The organism is Gammaproteobacteria bacterium (assembly GCA_015709695.1).
Classification (GTDB): Bacteria; Pseudomonadota; Gammaproteobacteria; order Steroidobacterales.
Map to the genome: position 1 here is coordinate 1,701,027 of CP054183.1, position 12,627 is coordinate 1,713,653.

At 71.0% G+C, this 12,627-nt stretch carries 11 protein-coding genes; 6 read left to right on the forward strand and 5 right to left on the reverse strand.

All coding sequences use genetic code 11. The features are described 5' to 3' along the window. Nucleotides 1-224 precede the first annotated feature (224 nt). Nucleotides 225-986 (forward strand): SDR family oxidoreductase, encoded by a 762-nt coding sequence (locus tag HRU81_07975; protein QOJ32038.1) that lies wholly within the window; start codon nucleotides 225-227, stop codon nucleotides 984-986. 15 nt (nucleotides 987-1,001) lie between these two features. On the opposite strand, the gene HRU81_07980 is transcribed toward HRU81_07975, so the two are convergent. After that, nucleotides 1,002-1,478: a hypothetical protein gene (locus tag HRU81_07980; GenBank protein ID QOJ32039.1), complete on the reverse strand. Its 477-nt coding sequence runs from the start codon at nucleotides 1,476-1,478 to the stop codon at nucleotides 1,002-1,004. Between the two features lie 192 nt (nucleotides 1,479-1,670). On the opposite strand from HRU81_07980, the gene HRU81_07985 reads away from it, so the two are divergent. From HRU81_07985 to hutC, 4 genes are all read left to right on the forward strand, one after another. Next, nucleotides 1,671-3,338, forward strand: coding sequence for a urocanate hydratase (locus HRU81_07985; protein ID QOJ32040.1), 1,668 nt, complete (start codon nucleotides 1,671-1,673; stop codon nucleotides 3,336-3,338). Further along, nucleotides 3,335-4,576, forward strand: coding sequence for an imidazolonepropionase (locus tag HRU81_07990; GenBank protein ID QOJ32041.1), 1,242 nt, complete (start codon nucleotides 3,335-3,337; stop codon nucleotides 4,574-4,576). Before HRU81_07985 ends, HRU81_07990 begins: the two co-directional genes overlap by 4 nt. 714 nt (nucleotides 4,577-5,290) lie before the next feature. Further along, nucleotides 5,291-7,099, forward strand: coding sequence for a histidine ammonia-lyase (hutH, locus tag HRU81_07995; GenBank protein ID QOJ32042.1), 1,809 nt, complete (start codon nucleotides 5,291-5,293; stop codon nucleotides 7,097-7,099). Continuing rightward, complete coding sequence (hutC, locus tag HRU81_08000) at nucleotides 7,096-7,854, forward strand: histidine utilization repressor (GenBank protein ID QOJ32043.1); 759 nt, start codon at nucleotides 7,096-7,098, stop codon at nucleotides 7,852-7,854. Before hutH ends, hutC begins: the two co-directional genes overlap by 4 nt. 9 nt (nucleotides 7,855-7,863) lie before the next feature. Here the strand turns inward: hutC and HRU81_08005 are convergent, their stop codons facing one another. Genes HRU81_08005 through HRU81_08020 form a run of 4 tightly spaced genes read right to left on the reverse strand, consistent with a single transcriptional unit; the run spans nucleotide 7,864 to nucleotide 10,912 of the window. Beyond that, on the reverse strand, nucleotides 7,864-8,928 hold the full coding sequence (locus HRU81_08005; GenBank protein QOJ32044.1) for a multicopper oxidase domain-containing protein: 1,065 nt from the start codon (nucleotides 8,926-8,928) through the stop codon (nucleotides 7,864-7,866). Nucleotides 8,929-8,940: 12 nt separating this feature from the next. After that, on the reverse strand, nucleotides 8,941-9,285 hold the full coding sequence (locus tag HRU81_08010) for a cytochrome c (GenBank protein ID QOJ32045.1): 345 nt from the start codon (nucleotides 9,283-9,285) through the stop codon (nucleotides 8,941-8,943). Then, the gene (locus HRU81_08015) at nucleotides 9,282-9,971 is read right to left on the reverse strand and encodes a cytochrome C (GenBank protein ID QOJ32046.1); all 690 of its coding nucleotides are present in this window, start codon (nucleotides 9,969-9,971) and stop codon (nucleotides 9,282-9,284) included. The genes HRU81_08010 and HRU81_08015 overlap by 4 nt, the downstream gene beginning before the upstream one ends. A gap of 11 nt (nucleotides 9,972-9,982) precedes the next feature. Beyond that, nucleotides 9,983-10,912: a multicopper oxidase domain-containing protein gene (locus HRU81_08020; protein QOJ32047.1), complete on the reverse strand. Its 930-nt coding sequence runs from the start codon at nucleotides 10,910-10,912 to the stop codon at nucleotides 9,983-9,985. Between the two features lie 144 nt (nucleotides 10,913-11,056). Here HRU81_08020 and norR point away from each other — a divergent pair, with 144 nt between their 5' ends. Then, nucleotides 11,057-12,622 carry a nitric oxide reductase transcriptional regulator NorR gene (norR, locus tag HRU81_08025; GenBank protein QOJ33341.1) on the forward strand — a complete coding sequence of 522 codons (1,566 nt, stop codon included), beginning with the start codon at nucleotides 11,057-11,059 and terminating at the stop codon, nucleotides 12,620-12,622. Nucleotides 12,623-12,627 lie beyond the last annotated feature (5 nt).

The following is a 12,627-nucleotide window of genomic DNA, read 5'->3' on the forward strand; positions in this document are numbered from 1 at the left end:
TGCTTTCAGCGATTCCGGGACAGTGTACCCATCTGCGGAGCCGCTACGGCGTACAGGGGAGACCGGGGGGCCCTTCGTGCCTTCAGAAGGCACGAAGGGGGCCCCCGGTCTCTAATCAGCCGATGTGCCATCCGCAGATGGGTACACTGTCCCGGCGCCGCGGAAAGCCGGTAGGATGGCGCACTCCTTTATATGGCTGCCGGATGGACAGGACGAGGACGGACATGGAACTCAAGGGCAAGACCATCGTGATCACCGGGGCGGCGCGCGGGCTGGGCGCGGCCATGGCACGGCGGCTGGCGAAGCACGGGCCGAAGCTGGCGCTGGTGGACATGGACGCCGCGAGCTGCAGCGAGGTGGTCGCCGCCTGCAAGGCGGCCGGGGCCGAGGCGCGCGCCTACGGCGCCAACGTGGCGAAGGAAGCCGACGTGGTGAAGCTCTTCGACGACATCGTCCGCGACACCGGCGGCATCGACGCGCTGGTCAACAATGCCGGCATCACCCGCGATGCCCTGCTCCTCAAGGTCGCCGAGGGCAAGCCCACCGTGAAAATGAGCCTGGAACAGTGGCAGGCGGTGATCGACGTCAACCTGACCGGCGTCTTCCTCTGCGGCCGCGAAGCGGCGCAGCGCATGGCCGAGGCCGGCCGCAAGGGCTGCATCGTCAACATCTCGAGCATTTCCCGCGCCGGCAACATGGGGCAGACGAACTACTCCGCCGCCAAGGCGGGCGTCGCCGCCATGGCGGTGACCTGGGCCAAGGAGCTGGCGCGCTACGGCATCCGTGCCGCGGCGGTGGCGCCGGGCTTCATCAACACGGAAATGGTGGCCGGCATGAAGCCGGAGGCGCGCGAGAAACTGGTGTCGGGCATCCCGCTGCGGCGCATGGGCGAGCCGGACGAGATCGCCCACACCGTCGAGTTCATCCTGCAGAACGACTACGTGTCCGGGCGCGTGTTCGAGATCGACGGCGCGCTGCGGCTGTAGCCGCGGGCCGGCCGTTCAGCGCTTGTCGAACTTGCCGGTCCAGCTGGCGTCGAAGATGCCGGTGTCGTAGGGGTTGACGCCATCACGCCGCTTCGGCGGCGGCTTCGGCGCGTCCCGCTTCAGGCCCCAGGGATCGTCGCGCGAGTCGGTCTCGTGCAGTTCCCAGGTGTAGGTGTCGAACGGGTCGACCTGGTCCGCCCTGGCGTCGGGCGCTGCCTGCCGCTCGCGCGGGGCCGGCGCCGTGGCACGCGCCGCGGCGGGCGGCGGACGGCGCAGGGCACCGGTTTCCTCGTCGGGTTGCAGCTCCCAGGTGTAGGTATTCATGGTGTCGCGCGCGGGCGCGTTGTCCTCGAGGACCTTCACCCACTCGCTGGCATAGGCCTCGCCCGGCCTGCGTCCGGCGCGAGCCGCCCCGGGCGGTCGCGCACGACCCGGCCCGGCACCGGCCTGGCCGTTTCCGGCGAGTCCTTTCAACCACTTGACCCAGCCCATCGGTGGCGTACCTGACATAAGGGATGTTGGCAGCGCCACACTACGCCGGCACCGGATGGCGCGACGTGATGCGCCTCACGGTGTCGGGCAAAAAGGCCGCCTCGCCGGCCGGCTGACACGGCAGGCCATCCCTGCTGTATTATCCTGTCTATACAGGTCGCCCGGCAGCCCGCCGTGGCGCGGGAGACAGGCATGCCAGCCAGCACCGGTGCACGCATCATCAGGGCCCCGCGGGGCACGCAGCTCAGTTGCCGCAGCTGGCTGACCGAGGCGCCGCTGCGCCTGCTGATGAACAACCTCGACCCCGAGGTCGCCGAGCGCCCCGGGGACCTGGTGGTCTACGGCGGCATCGGCCGCGCCGCGCGCAACTGGGAGTGCTACGAGCGCATCTGCGCCGTGCTGCGCCGGCTGCGCGAGGACGAGACGCTGCTGGTGCAGTCGGGCAAGCCGGTCGGCGTGTTCCGCACCCACGCGGATGCGCCCCGCGTGCTGATCGCCAATTCCAACCTGGTCGGCCGCTGGGCAACCTGGGAGCATTTCCACGAGCTCGACCGCCAGGGCCTGATGATGTACGGCCAGATGACGGCCGGCTCCTGGATCTACATCGGCAGCCAGGGCATCGTCCAGGGTACCTACGAGACCTTCGTCGAGGTGGGCCGCCGGCACTTCGGCGGCGAGCTCGCCGGACGCTGGTTCCTCACCGCGGGGCTCGGCGGCATGGGTGGCGCCCAGCCGCTGGCCGCCACCATGGCGGGCGCCTCGATGCTGGCCATCGAGTGCCGGCCGGAGCGCATCGAGAAGCGCCTGCAGACCGGCTACCTCGACACCTCGACGACCTCGCTCGACGAGGCGCTGGCGCTCATTGCGCGTGCCACGGCCGAACGCCGGCCGCTGTCGGTCGGGCTGCTGGGCAACGCCGCCGAACTGCTGCCGGAGCTGCTCGCGCGCGGCGTGCGCCCGGACGCGGTCACCGACCAGACTTCGGCCCATGATCCGCTGCACGGCTATCTCCCCGCGGGCTGGACGCTCGAGCGCTGGGACCGCGAGCGCAGCGCCAACCCGGCGCTGGTCGAGCGCGAAGCGCGCGCTTCAATGCGGCGGCATGTCGAGGCCATGCTCGCCTTCCACGACCAGGGCATCCCCACCTTCGACTACGGCAACAACATCCGCCAGGTCGCGAAGGACGAGGGCCTGGCGCGCGCCTTCGACTTCCCCGGCTTCGTGCCCGCCTACATCCGCCCGCTGTTCTGCCGCGGCATCGGCCCCTTCCGCTGGGTGGCGCTCTCCGGCGACCCGCAGGACATCTACCGCACCGACGAGAAGGTGAAGGAGCTGCTGCCGCACGATCGTGCGCTGCACCACTGGCTGGACATGGCGCGCGAGAAGATCCACTTCCAGGGCCTGCCGGCGCGCATCTGCTGGGTGGGCCTCGGCGACCGCCACCGCCTCGGGCTCGCCTTCAACGAGATGGTGGCCCGTGGCGAGCTGAGCGCGCCGGTGGTCATCGGCCGCGACCACCTGGACTCGGGCTCGGTGGCCTCGCCGAACCGCGAGACCGAAGCCATGCGCGACGGCTCCGATGCGGTGGCCGACTGGCCGCTGCTCAATGCGCTGCTCAACACCGCGAGCGGCGCCACCTGGGTGTCGATCCACCACGGCGGCGGTGTGGGCATCGGCTACTCGCAGCACGCCGGCGTGGTCATCGTCTGCGACGGCACGGCGGAGGCGGCGCGACGCATCGAACGCACGCTGTGGAACGACCCGGCGAGCGGCGTCATGCGCCATGCCGACGCCGGCTACGGGGAGGCGCTCGACTGCGCCCGCGCCCACCGGCTCGACCTGCCGTCGGCCCTGCCGTGAGCGACGGCGCGCAGACCCTCTGGCACGGCGCGGGCCTCTGCACCAGCGTGGCCGGCGCGGCGCCGGTCGCCGATGGCGCGCTGGTGACGCAGGATGGCCGCATCCGCTGGGCGGGTCCCGCGGCCGCGCTGCCGCCGGCGTTGCGTGCCGCCTGCACGGTGCGGCACCACCTCGGCGGCGCCTGGCTGACGCCCGGTCTCATCGACTGCCACACCCACCTGGTCTTCGCCGGCAGCCGCGCGCGGGAATACGCCGCGCGCCTGCGCGGTGCCAGCTACGCCGGCATCGCCGGCGAGGGTGGCGGCATCCTCTCGACCATGCGCGCGACCCGCGCCGCCGACGAGGCGACGCTGCTGGCGCAGAGCCGCCCGCGACTGGCCGCGCTCTGTGCCGAGGGCGTGACCACGGTGGAGATCAAGTCCGGATACGGGCTGGACTTCGACAGCGAGGCAAAGATGCTGCGCGTCGCCCGCGCGCTCGGCCGGGAGCTGCCGGTCAGCGTCACCACCAGCTTCCTCGGCGCGCACGCGCTGCCACCGGAGTTCGCCGGGCGCGCCGACGACTACATCGACACCCTCGCCCGCGACTGGCTGCCGCGGCTGGCGCGCGCCGGGCTCGTCGATGCGGTGGACGTGTACTGCGATGCCATCGGCTTCAGTCCGGCGCAGGCCCGGCGCCTGTTCGAGGCGGCCGGCGCGCTCGGCCTGCCGGTGAAGATGCACGCCGAGCAGCTGTCGAACCTCGGCGGCTCGCGTCTCGCCGCGCGGTTCGGCGCGCTGTCCTGCGATCACCTGGAGCACAGCGACGCGGCGGATGTCGCCGCGCTCGCCGCCGCCGGCACCACCGCCGTGCTGCTGCCCGTCGCCTGGTATTGCCTCGGCGAGACGCAACGGCCACCGGTGGCCGCGCTGCGCGACGCCAGCGTGGAACTCGCGGTGGCGAGCGACTGCAATCCCGGCTCGGCACCCGGGGCGTCGCTGCTGCTGGCGCTCGCCATGGCCACCCGCTCCTTCGGCCTCGCCCAGCACGAGGCGCTGGCCGGTGCGACCCGCGGCGCCGCGAAGGCACTGGGCCTGGCCGCGGACCGCGGCACGCTGGCCACCGGACAGGCGGCCGACTTCGCCATCTGGGACATCGGCGAGCCGGACGAGCTCGGTTACTGGACCGGCTTCAATCCCTGCCGCGCCGTGGTGCGCGCGGGGGAACTCGTGCACGGGGAGCTGAGCCATGGACATTGACCGCAAGCTCTGGAGCGGCCGCGTCGATGCGGCGGAAGGCGCCCGCGCGCGGCGCTGGCACCAGGTGGTGCAACCGCTGCAGCCCGGGCTGGCGCCCGGTGTCGCCCTGCTCGGTTTCGCCTGCGACGCCGGCGTGCGCCGCAACCAGGGCCGGCCCGGTGCGGCCGCGGGGCCGGCCGCCATCCGCGGCATGGCGGCGGCGCTGGCCTGGCACGGCGACGGGCACAGGCCGCTGATCGATGCCGGCGATGTCGCCTGCAGCGGCGATGAACTCGAGGCCGCGCAGGCCACGCTCGGCGAGCGCGTGGCCGGCCTGCTGCGCGCCGGCCACCTGCCCCTGCTCCTCGGCGGCGGACACGAGATCGCCTGGGGTTCGTTCCAGGGCGTGGCCCAGGCGTTCCCCGACCAGCTCGACGGCTATGGCGTGCTCAACTTCGACGCCCACTTCGACCTGCGCCGCCCGCCGGACGGGCGAGGTCATTCCGGTACACCCTTTCTGCAGATCTCGGAGGCCCTTGCCTTGCGCCACCTGCCCTTCCGCTACCTCTGCGCCGGCGTCAGCGAGGCGTCGAACACCCGGTCCAGCTTCGACACCGCGCACCGGCTCGGCGTCAGCTGGATCGGCAACGAGGAACTCACCTGGCCGAACCTGCAACGGGCAACGGCCGTCATCGATGCCTTCCTCGATCGCGTGAAACTGCTCCAGCTCAGCATATGCCTCGATGCCCTGCCCGGCTGGGCGGCGCCCGGCGTCAGCGCCCCGGCGGCACGCGGCGTGGCGCCGGACCTGTTCTTCGCCCTCCTCGACCACGTGCTGCGGCGCGTGGCCGGCGCGCCCGCGGGCACCGCACCGCGCCTGGTGCTCGCCGAGATCGCCGAGTGCAACCCGGCCTTCGACCGCGATGGCATCACCAGCCGGCTCGCCGCGCGCATCGCCTTCGATGTCGCCCGCACGGTGACCGCGCCCGGCATCGCCCGGCCGCGGGCCGGAGGTGCCGCATGCTGACCCTCGGCAGTGCCCCGCTCGGGCTCGACGAGCTGCGCCGGGCCTGGGCCGGTCCGCTGCGCATCGCCCTCGCGCCGGAAGGGCTCGAACGCGCCCAGGCCTCGGCCATGGCGCTGGCGCGGCTGGTCACGCACGATGCCCCGGCCTACGGCATCAACACCGGATTCGGCTTGCTGGCGAACACGCGCATCGCCCGCGAGCAGCAGGCGAAGCTGCAGCAGAACCTGGTGCTGTCGCACGCGGCGGGCGTCGGCGAGCCGCTGTCCGATGACGTGGTGCGCCTGGTGATGATCCTGAAACTGGCGAGCCTGCTGCGCGGCCAGTCGGGCGTCAGCCGCGCGGTGCTCGACCTGCTGGCGGCACTGCTCGATGCGCAGGCCTGGCCGGTGGTGCCCGCGCAGGGCTCGGTGGGTGCGAGCGGCGACCTCGCGCCGCTGGCCCATCTGGCGCTGCCGCTGATGGGTCACGGCCAGTTGCGCCTCGAGGGCGTCACGCTGCCGGCGGACCAGGCGCTGGCGCGGCTCGGGCTGCAGCCGCTGGCGCTCGGCCCCAAGGAGGGCCTGGCCCTGCTCAACGGCACGCAGGTGTCGACGGCGCTGGCGCTGGCGGCGCTGTTCGAGACCGAGACCGCGGCGCTCGCTGCCGTGGTGACCGGTGCGCTCAGCGTCGACGCCCTGCGCGGCAGCGACGCGCCCTTCGACGAGCGCATCCAGGCGGTGCGCGGCCACGCCGGACAGCAGCGCGTCGCCGCCTGCTACCGGCGCCTGCTTGCCGGCAGCGGCATCCGCGCCTCGCATCGCGACTGCACGCGGGTGCAGGACCCCTACTCGCTGCGCTGCCAGCCGCAGGTGATGGGCGCCTGCCTCGACCTGCTCGGCTTCGCCGCCGGCACGCTGCGGATCGAGGCCAATGCGGTGACCGACAACCCGCTGATCTTCGGCGACGAGGTGCTCTCCGGCGGCAACTTCCACGCCGAGCCGGTGGCCTTCGCCGCCGACCAGCTGGCGCTGGCGGCCGCCGAGATCGGCAGCCTCGCGGAGCGGCGCATCGCCCTGCTGGTCGACCCGAAGATGAGCGGCCTGCCGGCCTTCCTCGTCGCCGACAGCGGCCTGAACTCCGGCTTCATGATCGCGCAGGTCACCGCCGCGGCGCTGGTGGCCGAGAACCGCATGCTCGCCCACCCGGCGAGCATCGACTCGATCCCCACCTCGGCGAACCAGGAGGACCACGTGAGCATGGCCACGCATGGCGCGCGCCGTTCGCTGGCGATGGCGGCGAACCTGCAGCAGGTCATCGCCATCGAGTACCTCGCCGCCTGCCAGGGCATCGACTTCCACCGCCCGCTGGCGACCTCGCCCGTCCTCGCCGTCGCCCATGCCACCCTGCGCCGCGAGGTGCCCTTCCTGGACGCCGATCGCCTGATGGCCGATGACATCGCCGCGGCCGTCCGGCTGCTGCGCAGCGGTGAACCGGCGGCACTGGCCGGCGAGCTGCGCCTGGGCGCAGACCAGCCATGAGCACGCGCAACCGCGATGAACCGCAGGCCGACCGGCTGCCGGCCGCCAGCGCGGCACCGCGCTACCGGCAGGTCAGGAGCCATGTGCTGGGCCTGATCACCTCGGGAGCGCTCGCGCCGCACGACCGCATCCCTTCGGAGAACGAGCTGGTGCGCACGCTCGGCGTCTCGCGCATGACCGTGAACCGCGCGCTGCGGGAGCTGGCGGAGAGCGGCGTGCTGTTGCGCGTCTCCGGGGTCGGCACCTTCGTCGCCGACCGGCGCGTGCATGCGCACCCGCTGGAGGTGCGCAACATCGCCGACGAGGTGCGCGAGCGCGGCCATGCCTACAGCGCGCGCGTGGTCAGACTGCTGGCGATCAAGGCCGGCGCCGAGCTCGCCGGGCGCATGGGCGTGGTGCCGAACACCAGCCTGCACCACTCCAGCATCGTGCACTGCGAGAACGGCACGCCGCTGCAGCTCGAGGACCGCTACGTCAACCCGGATGCGGCACCCGGCTACCTGAAGAACGACTTCACCCGCGTGACACCCTACGAGTTCCTGGTGCGGGTCGCGCCGCTGCACGAGGCGGAGCACACGGTGCAGGCGGTCATGCCCGATGCGCGCCTGCGGCGCCTGCTGAAGCTCGAGGCGGACGAGGCCTGCCTGCTGATCCGCCGCCGCACCTGGAGCGGTGGTCGCGTGGTGACGGCGGCGGATCTCTACCACCCGGGAAAACGCTACGAGCTCTCGGGCACCTTCAAGCCCCTGGCCTGAGGCATCGCGCTACATGCCCGCGTGGCCGCCGGCCGCCGGCGCCGCGGGTCGCGGCAGCGCGGGATCGAAGCCCATGAAGCCCGGGTTGTTGTGCTTGCCGTAGGGCTTCTTCAGTGACTCGCTGAGGTAGAAGTCCGGGTCGTAGGCGACATCCTTCCACATGTAGAAGCCGGGCTTGTCGATGCCCTCGTACTCCACCACCAGCATCGAGCCTGCGCCTTCCTTGCCGCCGGCGGTGGTGTGCTCCTCGATGTGGTCGTGGGCCATCCAGATGCCGGGGTTGTTCATGCGCACGATGAGGTCGTAGCGCTCGCCGGGCTGCATGGCGATGACATCCACCGGATAGGGCGTGATGGGCAGGCCATCCTTGTGGGTGACCAGCGAATCGTGGCCATGCAGGTGGAAGGCCACCGGCGCATTGGGCGCATACAGGCGCAGGCGCAGCACATCGCCCTTCTTCACGCGGATCGGCTGGTTTCCCGGATGGGACTTGCCGTTGATGGAGAAGTAGTCGAGCTCGCGGTGCGGCACGCCGTTCTTGCCATACTCCTTCGCCACCGAGGAATCCCAGCCGGAGAACATGACGATGGCGTCCTTCGTCACCTGCTTCTCCAGCGCCGTCGGCTTCTTCGGATCGACGATCATCGGCCCCCACATGCCGCGCAGGTCGATGTGCTCGGCGGTGTTGACGTGGCAGTGGTACCAGAGGCTGCCCGGCTTGTCGGCGACGAAGCGGTAGGTGAAGCTGTCGCCGGGCTCGATGGCCTTCTGCGAGACGTCGGGGACGCCATCCATCTGCCAGGTGCCGGTCTGGTAGGTGCCATGGAAGTGGACGGTGTGGCTCATGGTGGTGTTGTTCTGCACCGTCACCTCCACGTCATCGCCCTCCCGCACGTGGATCAGCGGTCCCGGCACCTGGCCGTCGTAGGCCCACACCTTGGTGGTGAGCCCGGGCGCCACCTCGAAGTCGAACTCCTCGATGGTCATGTCGAACTTGCGCAATTCGGCCTGCGCGCCGGGCGCCAGACCCAGTGCCAGAAGCAGGGCGCATGCAGCACGTGATGCAGCGGTCATCGTCGATCCCTCCTACTGCTTCGCGCAGCACATCTGGCGCAGGTGCGCGACCAGCGCGCGGATGTCGTCATCGCCGAGGTTGCCGCCCCAGATGGGCATCAGCACCGACTTGTTGATGGACTTGCCGCCCTGCTGGATGACCTTGAACAGCTCCTCGTCGGTGCGCGCCGACATTTCCTTGCTGTCGGTGTGGTCGCGCGGCTGCACCGACATGTGGGTGGCGTTGACGCCCTTGCCGTTGCCCTGCACGCCGTGGCACTGCACGCAGTAGACCTGGTAGAGCTCGGCGCCGCGATCGGCGGCCCCGGCCGTCGCGCCCAGCAGCAGCAACGGCACCAGCATCAGAAGTTTCCTCATGGCTGCTTCTCCCCGATGACCTTCAGATAGTCGGCCAGCTTGTGGACCGCATCGGCATTGCTGTCGCCGCGCGGCATCATGGTGTGCGGATCCCAGGCCACGGGATTGGCGATGTAGGAGCTGATGAAGGCCGGCTGCAGCCGCTTCCATGCCGTGTACAGCTCCGGCCCGGAGACACCGCCCACGCCCGGCTCGTCCTGGTGGCAGCCGTCGCAGCCCTTGAACTTGCCGAAGTTCATCTTGCCCATGCGCTCGGCGATCGTGCCGGGCTGGTAGGCCTCGGCCTTGATCAGGTCATCGCGCGGGGCCAGCGTCATCAGGTAGTCGGCCATGGCACCGGCCTGCGCCGCCGGCACCGCCGGATGCGCCGGCAGCTTCGCGGCATCGACCACGTCCCCCTCGGCGCCCTTGTTCACCAGGGCGGGCGGGAAGATGCCCGCGGGCCGCAGCCGTACCGGCTTCTCGAGCCAGGCAGCCAGCCAGTCCCGCCGGAACTTGTTGCCGGCGTAGTCGAGCGGCGGACCCTTGCGCTGTGCGCGCTCGCCGATACCCAGGGTGGCGTAGTCGTGGCCGAGGGCGTGGCAGCCGGCGCATTGCTGCTGCACGTCCGCGGCGATGTCGGCGTCGGCCGCCAGCGGCAGGGCCACCAGCAGCAACGCCATGAGCGGAGCGGTGATGTGCTTCATGGCAGTTCCTTTCAGCGGACGATCAGCTGGTCGCCGCGGCCGGCGGTCGGGCTGGCATCGGCATGATTCATCAGCACGGTGATGCCGCCGTTCATGGCATGCGTCATGCTGTGGTCGACCAGCGCGTTGTTGGTGGGGCGGTCCTTCGGGCTGACGATGTCGAGCACCACGCCATGGGATGGCGGTACCTGCACCGTCTGCATGCCCCACAGCACGTTCTTCGGGTTGCCGTTGTCCCAGACGCGGTCCCAGATGCCGGCGATGGGGTGGAACGCCGCCCAGTCATTGATCATGGCGTTGACGAAAAAGATGCGTACCCGCTCGCCGGGCTTCGATTCCAGCGTCAGGCTGGCATTGGAGTCGTGCACCGGGTCGTAGTGGAACACCCGGCCGTTGACCAGCACGCCCTTCCATTTCTGCCCGGCCGTGCGCTCCTCGGCCGAGGCGCCGGCCTCGAACAGGTCGCCATGCACCAGCACGTACTCGCGATCGGGCTTCGGGTAGTCGCGGCTGTAGCCCTCCTTCGGATCGACGATGACCACGCCGTACATGCCGCGCGAGATGTGCTCGGACATCGAGTCGGCGCCGCAGTGGTAGATCCACACGCCCGGATACTCGGCCTTCCAGGTGAAGCCCTTCTTCTCGCCGGGCTTGACCGCCTCGAACTCGCCGAGCACGTCGAAGCGCCCGGCATGGAAATCCATGGAGTGGCTGTTCTTGTTGGCGGCGTCGTTGACCAGCGTGAAGTCGATGACATCGCCTTCCTTCACGCGCAGCAGCGGGCCGGGGATGGTGCCGCCGTAGGTCCACATCGGCGCCCTGGTGCCGGCGTTGTCGATCTCGATCTCGACCTCGCGCACCGGGATCTCCACCTTGACGGTTTCGGCGAGCGTGGGCGCGGCGGCCAGCAGCAACGCGAGCGCAAGCGGACGGGTCTTCATGCAACGGTTCCTCCCTGTACTGGTGATCGGGCAGCAGACGGCCCTCAATTGACCTGGATCAAGAATCGGGCCAGAATCCGCTTCCCTTCGGAATCAATGTCTTGAAAGAGTCCGTTGTTCGAAGAACAGCGTGAGGCGCGATGTCTGGCGGACAACGCCAGTGTCGATCCGACGACGTCGGCGGCATTCGTCAACCTCGCCAGCGCGGTCGCCGACCTGTCCAAGGCGCTGTCCCGGACGGAACGCTATGCGCGCCTGCTCGATGCCTTCCGCCGCAGCTTCCCCTGCGACGCCATCGCCCTGCTCCAGCGCGACGGCCAGCAGCTGGTGCCGCGCGCGGTGCAGGGCCTCAGCCCGGACACGCTCGGCCGGCGCTTCGTCATCCGCGACCAGCCGCGCCTCGCGCAGATCCTGCACAGCGCCGAGCCGGTGCGCTTTCCCGCCGACTCCGCGCTGCCAGACCCCTACGACGGCCTGGTGGAGAAGGCCGGCGAGCACCTGTACGTGCACGACTGCATGGGCGCCTCGCTGTACGTCGACGGCCAGCCCTGGGGTGCGGTGACGCTCGATGCCCTGACGCCGGGCAGTTTCGACGCCATCGACCCGGAGGTGTTCCGCGCCTTCGTGGCCATGGCCGCGGCGACGGTGCGCGCCGCCGACTGGATCCAGCGGCTCGAGGAGCAGCTCGAGCGCCATCACCGCATCCAGCGCTCGGGCGTGCAGGACACCGCGACCGACGAGCTGATCGCCGGCAGCCCGGTCATGCAGCAGCTGGAACGCGAGGCGCGCACCGTGGCGCCTTCGGACCTGCCGGTGCTGATCCTCGGCGAGACCGGTGTCGGCAAGGAGCTGGTGGCGCGACTGATCCACCGCCACTCGACGCGCGCCCAGGAGCCGATGGTCTACATCAACTGCGCGGCGCTGCCCGAGACCATCGCCGAGAGCGAGCTCTTCGGCCATGTGCGCGGCGCCTTTTCCGGCGCCACCGATGACCGCGTCGGCAAGTTCGAGCTCGCCGACGAGGGCACGCTGTTCCTCGACGAGGTGGGCGAGCTGCCGCCGACCGTGCAGGCCAAGCTGCTGCGCGCCCTGCAGAACGGCGAGATCCAGCGCGTCGGCAGCGACGCCCACCATCGCGTGGACGTGCGCGTCATCGCCGCCACCAACCGCGACCTCAAGCGCGAGGTCGCCGCCGGCCGCTTCCGCGCCGACCTCTACCACCGGCTGAGCGTCTACCCGCTGCGCGTGCCGCCGCTGCGCGAGCGCGGCGACGACGTGCTGATGCTCGCCGGCTACTTCATCGAGCGCAACCAGCGCCGCCTCGGCCTGCACGGCGCCCGGCTCAGCCGCAGCGCGCGCCAGTGGCTCGGCCACTACCCCTGGCCCGGCAACGTGCGCGAGCTCGAGCACGCCCTCTCACGCGCCATGATCCGCGCGCTGAGCGACTCACCCTCGCGCCAGCGCGTCATCGAGATCACCACCCAGCACCTCGACACCGGCGCCGCCGTGGTGCCTGCCGCCGCCGTCGTGCCCGCCCAGCCGGCGCGGGGCGACCACCGCCCGCTCGGCGAGATCATGGAAGCCTATCGGCGCGAGGTCATCCAGGCGCGGCTGCAGCAGGAAGGCGGCAATGCCGCCGCCGCGGCGCGCTCGCTCGGCCTGGACCGTGGCAATTTCCACCGCCTGCTGAAGAAGAGCGGGTTGCGCTAGGAGGG